The 18365-nt window shown below is 64.5% G+C and carries 16 protein-coding genes; 3 read left to right on the top strand and 13 right to left on the bottom strand.

All coding sequences use genetic code 11. The features are described 5' to 3' along the window. Position 1 precedes the first annotated feature (1 nt). The 13 genes from ABD791_RS11725 to ABD791_RS11665 form a co-directional block, all read right to left on the bottom strand. Positions 2–748: a methyltransferase domain-containing protein gene (locus ABD791_RS11725; RefSeq protein WP_345066640.1), complete on the bottom strand. Its 747-nt coding sequence runs from the start codon at positions 746–748 to the stop codon at positions 2–4. Positions 749–750: 2 nt separating this feature from the next. Continuing rightward, the gene (locus ABD791_RS11720) at positions 751–1701 is read right to left on the bottom strand and encodes a phosphotriesterase family protein (protein WP_345066638.1); all 951 of its coding nucleotides are present in this window, start codon (positions 1699–1701) and stop codon (positions 751–753) included. Position 1702: 1 nt separating this feature from the next. Continuing rightward, positions 1703–2713, bottom strand: coding sequence for a phosphotriesterase family protein (locus ABD791_RS11715; RefSeq protein WP_345066635.1), 1011 nt, complete (start codon positions 2711–2713; stop codon positions 1703–1705). Next, positions 2703–3824 carry an ABC transporter substrate-binding protein gene (locus ABD791_RS11710; protein WP_345066632.1) on the bottom strand — a complete coding sequence of 374 codons (1122 nt, stop codon included), beginning with the start codon at positions 3822–3824 and terminating at the stop codon, positions 2703–2705. Before ABD791_RS11710 ends, ABD791_RS11715 begins: the two co-directional genes overlap by 11 nt. 48 nt (positions 3825–3872) lie before the next feature. Next, complete coding sequence (locus tag ABD791_RS11705; protein ID WP_345066629.1) at positions 3873–4736, bottom strand: ABC transporter permease; 864 nt, start codon at positions 4734–4736, stop codon at positions 3873–3875. Positions 4737–4738: 2 nt separating this feature from the next. After that, on the bottom strand, positions 4739–5542 hold the full coding sequence (locus ABD791_RS11700; RefSeq protein WP_345066626.1) for an ABC transporter ATP-binding protein: 804 nt from the start codon (positions 5540–5542) through the stop codon (positions 4739–4741). A 260-nt stretch (positions 5543–5802) separates the two neighbouring features. Next, on the bottom strand, positions 5803–7536 hold the full coding sequence (locus ABD791_RS11695) for a CocE/NonD family hydrolase (protein ID WP_345066623.1): 1734 nt from the start codon (positions 7534–7536) through the stop codon (positions 5803–5805). Between the two features lie 24 nt (positions 7537–7560). Further along, positions 7561–8532: an MBL fold metallo-hydrolase gene (locus ABD791_RS11690; RefSeq protein WP_345066620.1), complete on the bottom strand. Its 972-nt coding sequence runs from the start codon at positions 8530–8532 to the stop codon at positions 7561–7563. Continuing rightward, entirely contained in the window at positions 8529–9470 is a 942-nt protein-coding gene (locus tag ABD791_RS11685; protein ID WP_345066617.1) for an alpha/beta hydrolase, read from the bottom strand. The genes ABD791_RS11690 and ABD791_RS11685 overlap by 4 nt, the downstream gene beginning before the upstream one ends. A 14-nt stretch (positions 9471–9484) precedes the next feature. Continuing rightward, positions 9485–10594, bottom strand: coding sequence for an FAD-dependent oxidoreductase (locus ABD791_RS11680; RefSeq protein WP_345066615.1), 1110 nt, complete (start codon positions 10592–10594; stop codon positions 9485–9487). A gap of 12 nt (positions 10595–10606) precedes the next feature. Further along, on the bottom strand, positions 10607–11560 hold the full coding sequence (locus ABD791_RS11675; protein WP_345066612.1) for a phosphotriesterase family protein: 954 nt from the start codon (positions 11558–11560) through the stop codon (positions 10607–10609). A gap of 7 nt (positions 11561–11567) precedes the next feature. After that, the gene (locus tag ABD791_RS11670) at positions 11568–12560 is read right to left on the bottom strand and encodes a phosphotriesterase family protein (RefSeq protein ID WP_345066609.1); all 993 of its coding nucleotides are present in this window, start codon (positions 12558–12560) and stop codon (positions 11568–11570) included. Positions 12561–13267: 707 nt separating this feature from the next. Then, positions 13268–14992 (bottom strand): MFS transporter, encoded by a 1725-nt coding sequence (locus ABD791_RS11665; protein ID WP_345066606.1) that lies wholly within the window; start codon positions 14990–14992, stop codon positions 13268–13270. Between the two features lie 187 nt (positions 14993–15179). Here ABD791_RS11665 and ABD791_RS11660 point away from each other — a divergent pair, with 187 nt between their 5' ends. The 3 genes from ABD791_RS11660 (at position 15180) to ABD791_RS11650 (ending at position 18192) form a co-directional block, all read left to right on the top strand. Next, on the top strand, positions 15180–15788 hold the full coding sequence (locus ABD791_RS11660; RefSeq protein WP_345066603.1) for a TetR/AcrR family transcriptional regulator: 609 nt from the start codon (positions 15180–15182) through the stop codon (positions 15786–15788). Between the two features lie 68 nt (positions 15789–15856). Next, positions 15857–17734: an FAD-dependent monooxygenase gene (locus ABD791_RS11655; RefSeq protein ID WP_345066601.1), complete on the top strand. Its 1878-nt coding sequence runs from the start codon at positions 15857–15859 to the stop codon at positions 17732–17734. After that, the gene (locus ABD791_RS11650) at positions 17734–18192 is read left to right on the top strand and encodes a MarR family winged helix-turn-helix transcriptional regulator (protein ID WP_345066599.1); all 459 of its coding nucleotides are present in this window, start codon (positions 17734–17736) and stop codon (positions 18190–18192) included. Before ABD791_RS11655 ends, ABD791_RS11650 begins: the two co-directional genes overlap by 1 nt. Positions 18193–18365: the final 173 nt, after the last annotated feature.

The raw sequence follows: 18365 nt of genomic DNA, 5'->3' as shown, positions 1-18365 counted from the left end.
TTCACTCTTGCGCGGTATGCGGCTTGCGCCCCCAGAACATTTCAATGCCCCGCCACTCCAACGACTGCGGGCTCTCGACGCGATCGCCGAAAGCGGCTCGAATCTGTTCGCGCGACCAATACGGGATGATCGACGGATCGAGCTGTTCGAACAGTTTGTCGAACCACGAGCGCAGATGCACATCGCTGTTGACGCGACTGAAGAACGTGTCGCCGGCCATGACCGCCTCCGCCAGCACGATCCGCCGTCCGGGCTTGACCACCCGCAACAGCTCGCCGGCCGTTTCAGGCCAGTCGTCGGAGTGCTGCGTCGCCTGCAAAACCGCTACCGCGTCGTAGTGTCCATCGGCGATTCCGTCGGTGTACGTCCACTGCCAGCATCCGATCTGGCCGTTTCGGCCGACCTTGCGACTGTGCACGGCCTCTCGTCCATCCCGGATGATTTCAACGGTGTCAATAGTGCCATTCTCACCGATGATCGCGCGCATGTCCTGCTCCCAACCAGCCGGTTCAATGCCTTCCCCGATCAGCAGCACTCGGTCGCCCGGGCGCAGCTCGAGCAGTCCGTATGCGATCTCCGAGATCGGTCGAGCGAGCTCGCGCCAAATGTAGGGAAGTCCCCCAGCTAGCCGCAGAGTCATCTCCCACGAGCGGCGTTGGTCGCTGTCCAGAATGTCTGGACCCATGCGCTCAAGGTCCCACTCCTGAATGTGGTCGAATGGGTTTCCTCCGCCCCAGTTCTCCGCCATCGTCAGACCTCCTGCATCGTGAGCAGACGCGCCGGGTTGGCAACGAGCAATGTGTTGATGATTGCCTCGTCAATGCCTTCGGCACGCAAATCGGGCACAAACTGGTTCAGGAGTTCCGCGACCGAGTGAGGTGGGGAGACCCATCCCAGGGGCTGAACGTCGGCGTCGGCCGACACCGCGACGCGGTCTGCGAAACCCGCATCGAGGAGATCGAGGAGCTGCCGGAGGCGGTCGCGCCTGGCCTGTGCCCACGGCACCCGCGGCGTCTTCTCAGTTTCATAGCCGATGTTGTCGATGCCGACATAGGCGCCGCGTCTGGCCACTTCGAGGTCGCGTCGCCGGTCGACGTCGACGCCCGCGTCGGCGTGTCCGATCACAACGCGATCGGGCGAGAGCCCTTGCGCTTCGAGAATGTCGAGTTGTGTCATGGCGTCGGTCGACAGGTGCGTCAAAATTGGCACTCCTGTTGCGACCGCTGCACGCCCCGCTGCGGTGTAGATCTTGCGGTCCATGTCGCTCAGACCGCGATGGCTGACACCCACCTTGATGACGCCCGCTTTTGCGGCAGTGTCGTCGATGCCGACCGTGATCTCTTTGATGAACAGCTCGGTGAGGTATTCCACGGGCTTGTCCCAAAAGAACGGACGTGTTCCCATCCCTGTCCAGAAACCGGTGCAGGCGACGAAGTTGATGCCAGTGGCTCGGGCGATGACGCGGTAAAGCTCGACGCTGCGGAAGTTGCCGATCCCTGTGAGGTCCACGTAGGTGCGCCCACCGAGCGCACGAAAGTCAGCGAGCTGGCTCTCGGCCCGAGCGATGGTGCCCGAAATGGGGTGCCAGGAATCGGATTCGAGATACCAGCCGTTCTGACCGAAATTGATGTGTTCGTGCACAGCGGTGATGCCGAGCTGCTCGGTCGGGATCGGGCCGAGAACCGTGTTGACGGTACCCATTTCAGGCCTCCGGGTTCGTGCGCGTCAGGAGCAGACGCGGCGTTGTTTCGAGGAGTGTGCGCAGCTGTTCGTCGGCGCCGCCGGCCGCGCGGAAGGCGGGAACGAACTCGCGAAGCACCGCGCCGAAGTCGGCCGAGACCGGCGCAGGCAGTTCGACGGCGACGCCGATCGCGCTGCTGGAGACAATAACGCGCTCGCCGAGGCCGGCCTCGAAGAGATCGAGCACGAGCCGCACCCTGGCATCCGCGTCGAGGTAACCCGCATCCGCCGGCCACGCGACATGGTCGAGGCCGACGAGATAGCCCTCGGCAGCGAGCGCCTGCGGCAGGCCAGCCACAACATGGTCGGCACGGTCAAGGCCCAGCACCAGAGTGCGCTCCGCCGGTAGACCCTCCTCGGCGAGGAGTGCGAGCACAGCGCGTGGGTCATCGGCGATCTTCACGGCCACAGCCGCGCCTGCGGCCAGGGCCGCGCGGGCCGAGGCCCGCGCCGTGTCGGCTTCGATGTTCGATTGTCCCCGAGTGAACGGCAGCTCGGGGTCGCCAGCAGCGGTCTGAGTGATGCTGACGATGCCCGCGTTCGAGTTCAAACGTGCGCGGGTCGGCACGAGCAGACCTTCGGTGAGTTCGCGGCGGAAGATGTCGGCGATCCGGTCGACCGTCATCCCCGCTTCTGAGATGTTGTTCGTGAAGTGGGAGCCGATTGTCCACGCGGGCCCGAATCCGGTCGATGCGACAATTTCCACCCCGGTCACCTGTGAGAGCAGCTCAAGCAACTCGGCGTCACGCCCGGTGGTCAGACCGCCCATGTCGACGATCGTCGCGCCGCCGAGCTCGCGGAAGTCGTTCAAAGCGTGACGAAGTCGTTCAAAGGTTTCAGCGCGGTCGATTCGGATCTCGGGGACGAGATCCGCTCCCGGCAGCACCGCATAGATTGACTCGGAGAGGAGCACCGCGCCTCCCCCGGCCCGAAATACCGGGCCGGGGTGGGCGCTGCCCTGACTACTTGTCATGCGCTGCAGCCTGCTTCTCCACGGCGGCCGCGTCGAAGTCGCCGATCGTTTCCAGCAGGGAGTTGTCAAAGAGCACGGACGGGTCTGCGATTTTGTCGGTCAGGCCGAGACCTGCAATTGCCGCATCCCAACGCTCCGGCGAGATGTATCCCCACGTCCCGTCCGAGGCAGGTACGAATAGCTTGAGCGTTGCTTCGAGGTTTGCGAGCGCTGCCTTCTCCTGGGCTGCATCCGCCGGCTTTGCCGCGGGATAGAGCTGGAAGTTCATCGCCAGTGCCGCTTCGGGGTTTGTCTTCGCAAAGATGGCCGACTTGAGGTAGGCGCGTAGGTAGCGGGCGTACACGTCCTTCTCCGCATCCGTCGAGTCGCTGCGCATCAAGAATCCTGCGCCGATATCATTCGCGACGTTGTCGGAAAGGGGGAGCATGCGGAGTTCGGTGCCGGTGGCGGCGGCGGCCTGCGCGATGTCCCCTGGGTTCATGACGATCGCATCGACGCTGCCCTGGCGGAGTTGCTCGACGGCGGCGGCTCCCGCGACGGCGACCACCTGCACGCCGGATGGGTCACCACCCTCACCGGTGATGTTGGCTTTCATGAACGGCTCGAACGGAGCACCGGTCGATGGCATCGCCACGGTCTTGCCCTCGAGGTCGCCGGCATCCTTGATCTTGCTGTCGTCGAGCACAGCGATCGCGAAGGTCGGCGCCTGGTAGGGAGTGAAGATCCAGGTCAGGCCCTGTGGGCCCTGGTTCGCCGTCGGAACGATGAGTGCGGCAGGTGCAGAGATGACGAGGTCGGCCTGGCCGGCGATGACGGTCGCGACCGCATTCGCAGGCTGTCCCGGGAACGTCACGACATCGACGGTGAGGTTCTCTTCTGCGAAGAAACCGTTCAATTCGCCGGTCCAGATCGGCACGCCGGCCGGGGTGCCCGCCGGGGTGGGCGTGGCGATCGTGATGTGCGCGGGCGCTGCAGTCGAGCCGCCGCCTGTCGCGGCGGTCGAGGCAGCTTCCGGGGTGGATGCCGAGCAGCCGGCCGAGGCTGCGAGCAATCCGCCAGCCAGGAGCGTTGCGGTGATGGTACGGGTCATCCGCTTGGTGATGCAGATCATCTTTGACCTTTCTGTGGGGGTAGTGAGACAGACCGCCGGCGGCGGGTGTCAGATTCCGGGGCGACGTGTGTCGATCGACCAGAAGAGCATGCGACGCCTGATGGCGGCGAGGATCAGCACGAGTACCCATCCGATGACGCCCAGGATGATGGTCACGGCAAACACACCGGCGGTGTTGAGCACCTGTCCCATCTGGACGATGACAACGCCAAGCCCGGCCGTGCCGGAGAGGAACTCCGCGACGATCGTCGTCGTGATTGCTTGGACGAGAGAGATCTCGAGCCCGGTGAACACGAACGGCAGCGAGGCGGGCAGGATCAGTTTGGAGAACGTGCTCCACTTCGATGCGCCGAACGACTGCATCACCTCGAGTCGCTCCTGATCGACCGACTTGAACCCGGCAAGGGCAGCGACCAAAACGGGGAAGAAGACGACCACGACGACCAGTGCGATTTTCGATACTGAGCCGAAGCCGAACCAGATGATGAAGAGCGGGGCGATGGCGATCTTCGGCATGGACTGGAACGCGTCGATGATGGGCTTGGTGATCCGTTCGACAATTCGGAACTGGACGAGAATCAGGGCGAGCACGAGGCCCAGCAGCGAGCCAAGCAGAAAGCCGACAATGATCTCGTAGAGGGTGACCCTGATGTCTCCATACAGGTTGGCCGGGTTCGAGGGATCGAGCGCTTGGACGAGTGCTTGCCAGACGTCGACCGGGCTGGGCATGACGACGGCACGGACTTCGAATACCGACACCGCCGCCCACCAGATGAGGACGATCGCCACAATCGTCAGGGGTGTGCCGATCGTCTCAGGGCGGTGTGCGCGTAGCCAGGCCGTGATCGAACGCTTCTCCCGACCGATCGCGATCGAGGTTGTAGCTGTCGTTGTCGCTGAAGTCGTAGTCATCGTTATTCTCCCGTCCGAGCACCGAGCAGGTGTCGCAGATACTTCGCGGTCTCGCCGAATTCCGGCGTGCTCATGACGTCGAGGTCCCGCGGGCGAGGAAGGTTTACCTCGATGAGTTCGTTGATGCGTCCCGGCCTTGCAGCCATGACGAGCACGCGGTCAGCGAGGAAGAGTGCCTCATCCACGTCGTGGGTGATGAATACCACCGTCTTGCGACTCTGATCCCAGATGCGCAACAGCTCGAGGCCCATCGTCTCCCGGGTGAGAGCGTCCAGCGCGCCGAATGGTTCGTCCATAAGCAGCAATGACGGGTCATGAAGCAGTGCGCGCGCGATGCTCGCGCGCTGTTGCATCCCACCGGAAAGCTCGTACGGATAGAGGTTCGCCGCGTGACCGAGCCCGACCATCTCGAGCAGATGGTCAGCGCGCTCCTCTGCGAGCTCTTTCGGCAGACCGAGCATCTCGGCGCTGAGCAACACGTTTTTCTTGACGCTGCGCCACGGAAAGAGTGCAGCCTGCTGGAATACCACGCCGACGTCACGACCCGGCTTCTCAACCTTTTTGCCGTTCATGAGCACGTCGCCAGACGACGGCTTCACGAGCCCGGCGATGATCCGCATGAGGGTGCTCTTGCCGCACCCCGAGGGGCCGAGAACGGAGAGGAACTCGCCCTCCCGGATAGTGAGGTCGATGTCTGTGAGGGCGGTGACCTCACCCCGTGTGGTCGTTCGGAAAACTTGGCCGACATTTCGCACTTCGATGAACGGGCGAGTCGCCACGTCAGCATGCTGTCTTGCAATCGTCATTGATCGTCCTCATATATTTCGGATGCGCGATCGCATTCGGCAATCGACATCCACGACGCACCTTTAGGTCGTTTTGGTAGATTATTCGTTTGTACGGTCAAAGGCAAGCATTTGACCAGATTCGTCTTAAACCCGCGCGGAATGCTGGCTGGCGTGGGTGCACCGCGGCGTGACAAAAGCCCCGGCTTCCTGGTTCAGGAAGCCGGGGCTTTTCTCATGCGGGCGGGGCCCGTTACTTCGCGTGCGATACTTCGTGCCCGTTACTGCTCCGTCGCCACACTGGTCGTCGTGAACGGCAGCACCAGTCGAGACTGGTGAGCTGCGTCGCGGTAGACCTTGTGCGTGACCGGGCGGCCGACCGGCAGGTGGAAGGCATCCGGCGGCAGCAATGCGTTGTGTTCGTCGGCCATCGGCTCGTTGTTGGAGAGCTCGACCACCATGCGGTGACCGGGCAGGAAGGTGTTCGCGAACGGGTACAAGCGCAGCACATACTCCTCAATCACGCCCGGCTCCACCGGCACGACCCGGTTGTGCGGGTGGCGGGGGCTACCCTCGGTCGTGCGTTCATCGAGCTCACGGTGCGACGCCTTGAGATAGCCAGTGGTGATCAGCTGGCGCTTGCCGTTCGGCGCCTGATCCCAGATGCGCATGATGAGGTTCGTGTCCGGCTGGTCGATCTCGATGAACAGGTGCGCAGCACCGGTGCCGATCATCTCCGTGGCCTGCTCGAACGGCTCCGTGCTCCAGTCGATGATCTCCACCTTGTCGGTCACCGTCAACGGCGCCTGATAGAACCCATCGGGCGCGGCATGCTCGGCCCCCATCAGCTCGGGCTCGAAGGAGAGTTTGCGCCGCGGGCGCAGATAGAGAGGCTTGTATTCAATGTCCTTGGGCGGCCACTGATCCGCCGTCACGGTCTCCCGTGAGCCCTCGACGAACACGCTCACGGCCGGCTCGTCCATGACGCCGTTGTCGATGCCCTTGATCCAGTAGTCGTACCAGTGGAACATCTTCTCGTGTTCCTCGATGAAGGGGCGCGACTGCATCGGCGGGTACGGACCAATATCAAGCTTCTTTGGGCCCTTCAGGCTCTCGAAGAGCTCGATCGTGCCATCCAGGGTCCAGCCGCGGCCCTGATCGAGCTGCACCCAGACCGGGATGTCGATGTTCGGCGCGAGCGTGATCGGGTTGCGCTCTTTGTACCACTCGCCGTCGAGCTCGTTCATCACGATGTCGAACCAAGCCTCGTGATTCTTCGGATAGTTCATCACGTGGAACAGGTTCGGCCACGCCGCAACATCGGGGTCCTGCAACCGCTTCGCCACGCGTGCTTTGATTTCCTCCGGCGAGTAGGTCTCGAGCATGCGCGACTTCACACCATCGGTGAACGCCCAACCGGAGTCGCCGCCGCGCCCCTCGCGCGCGGCACGTGGCATCAGCCACATGATCCCGCCGTGATAGGTCGTCTCGTAGAAGTCGTAGTGGCCACCGGAGACGAAGATCGCCTTGAGTGACGGCGGGCGTTCGGCTGCGGCCAGCACCTGCATCGAACCGAAGTAGGAGATACCGATCATGCCGACGTTGCCGTCACACCAGGGCTGCGCCGCCACCCACTCGATGAAGTCATAGGCGTCTTGCCCGAGCGACACCCCGCCGGCGTTGTAATTGCCGATGTGCTCGCCCTCTGACGCCCCGGAACCACGCAGGTCACCGATGACGTGCACGTAGTCTTCCTGCACGACCCGCGCGATATCGCCGGCCTCAATGCAGCCATCCCACATCGGGCTGGGCCGGCGCTGCGGCGGCATCGTCAGCGCGAGGGCCTGCAACTCTTTGCCGTAGGGGCTGAGCGCGACCAGCGCGGGCCGCGGCTTGTCCACCGCGCCCTGGTAGGCGTCGGCGGCGAGCTCGACGCCGTCGCGCATCGGCACGCGCAGATCTTTGCGCACGGCGATCGTCTGCTCGCCCGCCTTGATGGTGTGAAAGTCAGCCATGGTGAAAGGCTCCCTATATAGAGGTCAAGAAGTGTATGTGAACGCTGTGTGATCGGTCGCGGTGTGGTCGAACTGCCTGCGATAACCATGCATCGAGGTGAAGAACGGCGACGGCTCCAGCGTAGGATCGCCGGCGTACCCGACGGCATCCGCCACCGAGGCGAACGGTGAGAACGGCGAAATCGAATCGTGCAGTCCGTGCGCCAGGCAGTCGTGGGCGGCGGCGTTGACCCGACCCTCGACATCCAGACTCTCCTGCAGCGCCTGCTTCGCCTGCACGCTGTCGAGCTCGACGCCATACGGCTCGCCGTTTGCTGCACGGTACGGATGTCCGAGGTAGAGGTGAGAGGGACGGATGTCGTCACGCAGGTATTCGAGGCTCGCCCGGTAGGCAGCCGGGTCGACGAAGCCGGGAAAGCCGTTGGCTGCGCCGTGAATCTGCACGGCGTCGCCGACGAACACATCGTTCTGGCCGTCGATCACATAGGCGACAGATCCGGGCGTGTGCCCGGGAATGGAGTGGACCGAGACCGTCACGTCGCCCCCGAGCGAGAAGGTTTCGCCGCCCGTGACGAGCACGGTCGGCTCCATCTCCCCGGAGATCACGGCGTTGGTTGCCCAGATCTGTTTGGCTTCGCCCTCTGGGTCATTGATGTACGGCCCCCGACCGGTGAGGTACTCGTCGACGTGGGCGCGGCGCGAGCGCAACAGAGGCGCATCCGCCTCGTGAATCACCACCTGGGCGCGTCGGCCGGTGAGCTCCCACAGGGCGTGCGCTCCACCGACGTGGTCGATGTGGCCGTGGGTCAGGAAGATCCAGCGCACATCTTCAATACGACGCCCGATCGCCTCCAGCGCCGGAGCCATTCCCTCCGCCGGTGACGAGGCGATGCCCGTGTCAACGATGGCCAGCTCGGGCGCGTCGATGAGGAAGCTGTACAGGCCGAACCGGCCCCACGGCGAGACCAGGGGGTGAACCTTCACGCCCTGCGTCACGAGCGCTCTTCGGGTGGGAGCTGATTCAGAAACTCTGCGGTCTCGGCGAAGGCCCGGAAGTACTCCGGGATCCAGGAGAAGTTCTGCACGAACCCGTGGTTGGCACCAGCGTACCGACTGACGGTCGCGTCGACCCCCGCGTCGCGCAGTCGCTGGCCGTAGAGCTCGCCCTCGTCACGCAGCGGATCGAACTCCGCCGTGAGAATGAGCGCGGGCGGCAGTCCGGTGAGGTCACTCCTTTTAACAGGAGAGACAAGGGGATCCGCCGGATCAGCGCCACCGTCGATGTAGAAGGAGTTCCACGGCTTGAGGCCAATCGTCTCGAGGCCGTACCCACGCGCATTCTCCCGCAAGGATTCGTAGCGCTCGAGATCGAAGTCGAGGTCGACGGACGGGTAGAAGAGCACCTGATGCGTGATGCGGTCGAACCCGTCGTCGTGCGCCATCGCGGCAACAGCCGCGACGAAGTTTGCGCCAGAGCTGTCGCCCGCAATCGCCAGGTTCGTGCCATCCCAGTTGAGCGATTCACCGTTCTCGGCCACCCACCTGACCACGCCGTAGCAGTCCTGCAGTCCGGCCGGGTAGGCGGCCTCTGGAGCTCGCCGATAGTCGACCGAAACGACCCGATAGCCCGTCTCCTTCGCCAGCGCGCGGGCGACACCGTCGTGGGTGTCGAGGTTGCCAGAGAAGAACGCCCCGCCGTGAAAATAGATGATGACGCCGTACGAGTCGGCCTCGACCGGGGTGTAGATCCGGATGGGGACGTCGCCCGTCGCTGCCCTGGCCGTCGTGTCTTCGACGGATGCGAGCGGGAGGCGGTCCTCCATCGGGGTCACTCGCTGCTGATCGGCGGCGCGCATTGCGGCCGGGTCAGGGCGCGACCCGTCGGCGGGCGGGATGTGGCTGAGGATCTCGGCGATCTGGGGGTGAATGGGCATCGTGAGATCTCCGGTTACTGGTTGGCGGGGAATGCGGAGTCGACCGCGTTCGAGTTCCAGCCGAGGCGCGAAATACGCTGCAGCTCATCCGTCAGCAGCTTGCGCGTTGCCTCGTAGATCGCCAACGCGTGCTTCACCGAGTCGCCCTCGAGGAGCGCGTCGGCGAAGCCGCCCGCGTCGAGGATGGCGGAGTTCGCACCCTGGCCCTGGTGGTGCAGCATCGCGTGGGCGGCATCGCCGAGCAGCGCGACGGAGTCGGTGTGCCAGGTGTCGATGGAATCGATGTCGAACACTGAGCGGCTCGTCACCTGGCTCATGTCGAGCTCGCGGGCGACCTGCACGATGCGCTCGTCGAAGCCATCGAGAATCTTCACCAGGTACTCGGTCGTGATCTCCGGCGCCCACGAGTCGTCGTCAGACGGCGCCGTGATGTCGTAGGAGAGCTGTCCGCGGTGACGCAGCGGCAGGTTGTAGGCGATCGTGCCGTTCTGGCCCATGTAGAAGCGCGGGTTGTCGTCAGTGACGAGACCATGAGCGTCGTCGATCGAAATGACCGCACGGTAGGCGTGCTCGCCGGAGAACACCGGCTCCTTCTGCGAGAACAGCTGATTGCGCACGACCGATTTGATGCCATCGGCACCGATGACGAGGTCGGCAGTGACGGTCTCACCGTTCTCGAAGGTCAGCGTCGAGTGGTCGCCATGATCTTCGATGGTGCTCAGCTTGCGACCGATGTGAACCATCCCGGCTGGCAGCACGCTGAGCAGGGCGTCGATGAAGTCACCGCGGTGGATGATGCGGTTGTGGTTGATCTGTTTGTAGGCCCGCAGGCCCGGCCACTCCTCTTTCGCGAGGATGTGCTTGCCGTCCCCCGAGATGATCTCGAGGTGGTCGCTGGGCGAGCTCACCGCGGCGATCGCATCGAACATGCCCCACTGGCGGAACAGTTCGACCGACGGCGGACGCAATCCGATGCCGGCGCCGACCTGAGCGAGGGCGGACGCCTGCTCGTAGACGTGCACGTTCTCTGCGCCGATGTTCTGCAAGGCCTTGGCCACTGAGGCCCCACCGTAGCCGCCGCCGACGATGGCGATCCTCAGGTTCTTAATGTCGGTGATGTCCATGGTTTTTCCCTCTTACTTCTGCATTGCCAGAAAGCTGGCGGGGTTGTCGACGAAGATCGTCGTGATCGTGGCCTCGTCGACGCCGGCGGCGCGGAGGTCAGGGACCAGGTCTTCGAAGATGTAGTTGACGGTGTGGCCCTTCACGCCCGGCCAGCCCAACGGGCTGCAATTGGCGTCGGCCGAAGCGAGTACCTTGCCCAGGTGACCCTGGCCGATGAAGCGCAGGAAGTGGTCGAGGCGGTCCTTGCGCGGGCGGGCCCAGAACGGCGGGTCAGGCAGCTCGGTCTCGTACCCGAAGGTGTCGAAGCCGATCCGGCCACCCTGGTCGGCGATCCAGGTGTCGCGCGTCTTGTCGAAGTTCACGCCGTCGTCGACGTGTCCGAATAGCACGCGATCGAGGTCGAGGCCCTCTTCGTTGAAGATGGCGATCGCGTTCTCGGCGTCGATTGCGAGGTGGGTGAGCACCGGAACGCCGGTGGCCAGAGAGGCGCGGGCGGCAGCACGATAAATGCGCTTGTCCAGATCGGTCATTCGACCACCGCGACTCACGCCGACCTTGATGATTCCGGCGCGGCCGCCGCTCGTGCCGATGCCGACGGTGATCTCATGCACGAACTGTGCGGTGAGGTACTCGACAGTCGCGTTGGCAAAGAACGGCAGCGCGGTGTCTCCGCCGACGAAGCCGGTGCTGGCGACGATGTGCACGCCCGTCTTCGCGGACAGCGAGCGGTAGTAGTCGATGTCGCGACCGTTGCAGATGCCGGTCGCGTCGACGAAGGTGCCGCCGCCGAGCTCGTGGAACCGGCGCAGCTTCGGCACGGTTTCTTCGTATGCCTGCTCGGGGGTCTTCCACCACTTCGTGTCCAGCTCGCTACCGGGCATCCCGTACCCGATGTGCTCGTGGATGGCCACGAAACCGAGCTCTTCGACGGGGATCGAGCCCAGAACAGTGTTTACTCTCGACATTGTCTTGCTACCTCACTGTGAGAAGTTCGCGCGGGTTGTCCACAAGGATCCGCTGGATGGCTGCCTCGTCGAGTCCCTCGGCCCGGAGGGCGGAGGCGAACTCGGTGAGGATGTAGCTGAAGGGCACCTCAGAGTCGAGCTGGCCCTTGGCCACGCCGATCGCGTTGCTCGAGAGCAGGATCTGGCCGCCGAAGCCCGCCGTGACGAGCTCGGCCACCAGGGTTGCCCGCTCGGTGTCGCTCAGGTGCTCTGCGTCGTTGCTACCAGCGGCGCTGCCGACGTTGTCGATGGCGACGTAGGCGCCCAGACGGGCGATTGCGAGGGGCCAGCCGGCGGCGACGGCATCCGTTCGGTCACACCCACCGATGACGACACGGTTGGCAGGCAGATTCTCGCCGAGCACGATGGTGAGGTCGCTCACCGCATCGTTGCCGGAGCGGATGGAGACCGGCACTCCGGTGCGGATGGCGGCACGCGCCGCGCCGCGTAGCAGGCTCTCGTCGGTCGCCGTCGTGCCCTCGCGGGTCGTCGCTGTGCAGACGATGCCTGCGGCTCCGCGACGCTCGACGCGGGGAACTGCCATGCCCTCCGAAACCTCCTGGGCGAAGAGGTCGGCGAACTTCTCAGCCGGCCACGGGGTCGGCGGGTTTGTCTGCGGCGTCAGGAAGTAGCCGCCGAGCATCTCCTCGGGGCCCTGACCCGTCGAGGCGACGATGTGCACGCCGGTTGCGCGCGACAAGGCTTCGTACAGTTTCACGTCACGGCCGTGGAACATGCCGGTACTGTCGACGATCGTGCCGCCGCCGTTGCTGCGGAAGTCGGTCAGCTTGGCCGCCAGCGTGTCGAAGATCTCGGCACGGTCGATCGTGATGTCGAACGCAAACTGAGCGCCCGGCACCACCGAGAGCAGCGCTTCGTGTACGGAGATCACCCCGAGCTGATCAGCAGGTACGGGGCCGAGGACGGTATTGACGATGCCGTTCACGATATTCCTCTCCATTGAGTGTCAGTCCCGCGCTCGTCGAGTGCGGCGGATGCCATCCTGACATTCGCTTTACAGCATGTCAAGTTAAGTGTTTCGTTGGCCGAGGAGGCCGCGCGTTGATCGAGGAGCGGCCGACGCAGGAGGCCGCGTCTATGAGGCATATGGGCCTTTTCGTTGATCGAGGAGCGCGCGAGCTTGCGAGCACGCGTCTCGAGATCTCGCGAGCCAATCCTTGAACTGGGGTTGCGTTTGAACATTCGCTCGCGAGGTCTCGAGACACTCGCTGGCGCTCGCTCCTCGACCACCGAAATGGTCAAATTCGTCCACCACAATGCCGCACAGCGGCCCCGAAGCTATTAGGCATATGACCGTTTCGTTGATCGAGGAGCGCGCGAGCTTGCGAGCACGCGTCTCGAGATCTCGCGAGCCAATCCTTGAACTCGGGTTGCGTTTGAACATTCGCTCGCGAGGTCTCGAGACACTCGCTGGCGCTCGCTCCTCGACCTCCGAAATGGTGATACTCGTCCACCACCATGCCGCACAGCGGCACAGCGTCTATTAGGTATGTGGCCGTTTCGTTGATCGAGGAGCGCGCGAGCTTGCGAGCACGCGTCTCGAGATCTCGCGAGCCAATCCTTGAACTCGGGTTGCGTTCAAACATTGGCTCAGGGGGTCTCGAGACGGGCGGCCTCCTCGACCAACGAGATTATTAGATGCGCGGCTTAGACGACCGAGCCATCCGAGACTGCGGCCGCGGTCAGGTTCTCGAGTTCGATGTCGCTTACCGAGACAGTCTTCTTACCACTGATGAACAGGGTGAGCACCGCCGACACGGTTGCCGCGATGCCCGCAACCAGGTAGACGGACTGGAAGCCCGAGCCGAGCGAGGCGCCGGCCGAACCCTGGATGGCGCCCTGCGCATCCGTCAGCGACGCCACGGCGCCGTCGACAGCCGACTGAGGCGCGCCACTGGCCAGCATCTCGCCGGAGAACTGGGCGAGAACACTATCCCAGCCCGAGAGGAAGCCGAGCGCCGGAACGTGTGACAGCCCAGCGATAGCTTCGGCGGGCAGGCCGGCACCGGTGAGAATGCCACCAAGACTCGTAGCGAAAAGAGCGGCGCCGATGCTGAATGCGATGGCGGAGCCGACGGTCGGGCCGAGGGCGAAACCCAGGTCGCGCAGCAGGTTCGTCGTGGCCGAGGCCATGCCCATGTAGTTCGGTTCGACTGTGTTGATGGCGACAGCCGTGACCGAGCCCATCGTCAGCGCGAAGCCGACGCCGAGCAGGAAAAGCGGAGCGATGAACGCGGTCCACGGCGTGCCACCGAATGCCTCAGGCGTGCCGAGGGGGAGGTTCGAGATCCAGTACCCGCACACGGCCATCAGGGCGAAGCCCACCGTGAGCACCCAGCGCGGCGAGTACCGGTGGATGAGCCAGCCCACGACCGGAATGAGCAAGAAGGCCGGTCCCTGAATGAAGACGAAGAGCACGCCCATCTTCCAGGTCTCGACGCCGCTGAGGGCGCCGACCGCCACGCTTGTCGAGAAGCAGATCGCGAGGAAGGCGAACATGCCGGTGACCGCGACGATGCTGGTGATCGCGTATGACGGGTTCTTGAAGAGCGAAAGGTCAACCAGAGGCACCTTCGCCCGCAGCTCGATAATGACGAAGGCCACCAGAAGCACCGCACCGATGACGTATCCGGCGATCACCACCGGTGCACCGAATCCGGCGTCGACCGCCATGACTGTCGCACTCAGCGCCGCGATGAGGCCGAGGGCGATCGTGATCTGGCCGGGGATGTCGAGCTTGCGTCCTTCCGGCGCCGCGGAGTCCTTCGAGCGGAGGGCCAGCAGGAAGACAACCACGGCGACGACCGCAGCGAGGTAGTAGGCAACCCGCCAGCCGCTGAAGACGTTCGGGGCACCAGCCTCGGCGCCTGCGACCGTGAAGATCTGCGCGGTGATACCGGCGAGCACGGGCGAGATCACAGCGCCGAGCGAGAGAAACCCAGCCCAGGTCGCGATGACACGGGCACGCGATCGCGCGTCGGGCGAAATCGCCACGATCATCGACAGCGAGATCGGAAAAATGATACCCGCACCGATGCCGCCGAGCGCCTGACCCAAGATCATCGTGCCCGTCGTCGTGGCCGCCGCGGAGACGAGCGTGCCGGCGAACACGAAGGCCGCTCCCCCGAACAACAGCTTCTTGCGACCAAACAGGTCGCCGAGCACCCCGAAGGTCAGTTCGAAGACAACGATTGCGATGACGAAGACCGACGTGATCCAGGTCAGGCCGGCACCCGAGGCCTGGAACTCGGTCGCGAACTGGCCATTGAGCGCGCCAGGCAACGCATTCGCGATCTGCGCGAGAGTGACCGCGACATAGGCGGCAGCGAAGGTCGCTTTGGCCGATCCGGCCGTGATAGTGGGACTGCTCATGGCAGCGAACTCCTTTGTTCTGAGGTGGTACATGTCGGTGCGGTGGGGTGTCTACCCGGCCCCGAGGGGCACGCTCGCCGTGCCAGGCACGGCGGAGCGGTATTGGAACAGAGTGGACCTTGATTTACACAATGTCAAGTGATCGTACAACCTGTACGCTTACCACTCGCCTCGATAGTATGAGCGCATGGCGAATCTCCGGGTGCTACAGAAGGAACAAACGCGCAAGCGCCTGCTCGACACCGCGCTCGACCTCTTTGAATCTCAGGGCTATGCGGCGACGACGATCGACGACATCGCGGCCGCGGCCGGCACCACCCGCGTGACGTTTTATGCGCACTTCCCGTCGCGACGCGCGATCATGGCCACGCTCATCGAAGAGCTCAACGTCATCCTCGAGCGCGACGAGCTGCCGAACGGGTCAACGGCGACCGCTCTCGTCGACGTCATGCAGGCCGGCTCCGCCGAGGGGATCGAGACCTGGCTCCGGGAACAGTGCGCGCGTTGGCCCATCATCCGCCCGTACATCACGTCTGCGCACGCCGCCGCCGCCGTTGAGCCGGAGCTCAGCGAGCTGTTGGACGGATGGTCGGAGGATGTCGTCGGCGACATTGAGAAGGGCCTCAACCTCGCCGACCGCTTCGAGCCGGCGACGAGGCATTTTCGTGGCGTGCTCGCCTTCGAAATGCTCGATCGAGCGAACGTGCATTGGATTCGCCATCAGTGGGATATCGACACGGATCCCGCCCTCGATGTGCTTGCCGAGGCGTGGGTGAAGCTGCTCGGGGAAAGCTGAGCGCACCAGTTCTTGACATCGTTGGGGTACTGACAATATCGTTGGAGCACTGAGCAAAGGAGCCCCACGTGCAGTTTTACCTCGACGGCTATCGCCCTGGCGATCCGGAACTACTCCCGGCCGCACGTGATGCGTACACGCCGGGCACCGCCTTCCCCGACGAACTGGACGTGCTCATCGTCGGCACCGGGCCGGCGGGATGCGTGCTCGCCGCACAGCTAGCCGCGTTCCCTGGCATCCGAACGCGTATCGTCGAGCGCCGCGAGGGGCCGCTGTCGACCGGACGAGCCGACGGTGTCGCGTGTCGAACTGTCGAAATGTTCCAGGCCTTCGGTCTCGCCAACAGAATGCTCGCCGAGTCGTATTGGGTGAACGAAAGCGTGTTCTGGAGCCCCGACGAGACCGATCCGTCGCGGATCGTGCGCACCGGGCGCATTCAGGACACCGAGGAGGGGCTCTCGGAGATGCCGCACCTCATCGTCAACCAAGCGCGCTTGCAGGACTACCTCCTGGAGAAGGCGCGCAAGTCACCCAGCCGCCTCGAACCCGATTTCGGGGTCGAATTCGTCACCCTCGAGGTCCTGTCGACGGGCGACCACCCCGTGCTGGTGACCCTGCGACAGAACGGCACCGAATTTAAGGTGCGGGCCAAATACGTGGTGGGCTGCGACGGCGCGCGCAGCGCCGTGCGCAAGGCCATCGGCGGTGAACTGCGCGGCGATGCGGCCAACCACGCCTGGGGGGTGCTCGACGTTTTCGCGGTGACCGACTATCCCGATTGGCGTTTCAAGTCGCTCATCCAATCGAAGAGCGCCGGCAACATTCTGCTTATCCCGCGCGAAGGCGGAAACATGGTGCGGCTCTATGTCGATCTCGGCGAGGTGACCGATCGAGAGAAGGTCAAGCAGATCACTGCGGATGAGGTCATCGCGGCAGCACAGCGCGTGCTCAGCCCCTACGTTCTCGACGTGCGCGAGGTCGCCTGGTTCTCGGTCTACGAGGTGGGCCAACGCCTCACCGACGCCTTCGATGACGTGCCCGTTGCCGAGCTCGACACGCGGCTGCCGCACGTGTTCATCGCCGGCGACGCCTGCCACACGCACAGCGCGAAGGCCGGTCAGGGCATGAACGTGTCGATGCAGGACGGCTTCAATCTCGGCTGGAAACTCGCCGCCGTGCTCGAAGGACGCAGCGCTCCCGAGCTGCTGCGCAGCTACTCGACCGAGCGTCGGGCGATCGCGCAGGATCTGATCGACTTCGACAAGGCGTGGTCGGCGACCATCGCCCGACCGCCGCTCGACCCCGCGAATCCCGAGCTCGGCGGTATCGAACCCGGCGAGCTGCAGGCTGCATTCGTGGAGTCGGGTCGCTACACGGCCGGCTTCTCGACGCAGTACACGCCCTCCTCGCTGACCGGCGAAGCGACCCACCAGTCACTGGCGACCGGTTTTCCGATCGGAATGCGCTTCCACTCCGCGCCGGTCGTGCGCATCGGAGACGCCAAGGAGCTGCAGCTCGGGCACACGCACGAAGCAGACGGCCGCTGGCGTCTCTACGCCTTCGCGGATGCAGCCGGCTCGCGCGCCGCTGCGCTGTTCGAGCACCTGCAGAGCGTCGTGGTGCCGCGGTTCACGCCGACGGGTGCCGATCCGGATGCAGTGCTGGATCTGCGGGCCATCTTCCCGGTGGGACACCGCGAGCTCAACCTCATCGCCCTGCCCGAGGTACTCCGACCACTGAAGGGCCGGTTGGGCCTCCGCGACTATGAGAAGGCCTTCGCGTCAGACGCCACGCTCGGCGGCGACATCTTCGATGAGCGCGGTATCGACCGCACGACAGGCGCGCTGGTCGTCGTACGCCCAGACCAGTACGTTGCGCAGGTGCTGCCGCTCGACGCGCTCGACGAGCTGGATGCGTTCCTCGGCGGGTTTCTGCTGGAGGCATAATGACAGACACGATGACGAACGAACTCAGGGACGAATCAACGAACGAGCCCGAACCCCTGCAGCACACCGGGCACCTCATCCGGCGCGCGCAGCAGCGGCATGCCGCACTCTGGCAGGAGCTGGTCTCGGCGGATGTCTCGAGCGTGCAATACGCCGCGCTCGCAGTTCTGGAGCGGATGCCCGGTGCCAGCCAGAGCGAACTGGGCGCCGAGCTCGACCTCGACCGCTCGACGATCGCCGACATCGTCGCGCGCCTCGAACGGCGCGGCGTCATCGAGCGCTCGCCGCACGAGAGCGATCGGCGCCGGTATGCGCTGCGTCTCACCGCGGCCGGCCTCGCCGATTTCAGCCGGCTCCGGCCACTTGTCACCGAGGCCAACGCGACACTCACCGAGGGACTGGACGCGGGCGAACTGGCGACGCTGAGAACGTTGCTCAAGCGGATACTGGGGGCGTGACCATTTCGTTGGTCGAGGAGCGTGCGAGCGCCAGCGAGCCCGCGTCTCGAGACCTGGCAGGCCGATCCTCAAACGCGACCAACGTTCAGAGATCGGCTCGCCGGGTCTCGAGCTATGGCGCCGCTGCGCGGCATTGTGGGACACGTAAATACCTTGTGGTCGGGTTGGTCAGC

Origin of the sequence: Glaciibacter kafniensis, from assembly GCF_039538945.1 — a bacterium.
GTDB classification, from domain to species: domain Bacteria; phylum Actinomycetota; class Actinomycetes; order Actinomycetales; family Microbacteriaceae; genus Cryobacterium; species Cryobacterium kafniensis.
The sequence above is the reverse complement of the archived record's forward strand: the minus strand, read 5'-3'. Positions and strand labels throughout refer to the sequence as shown.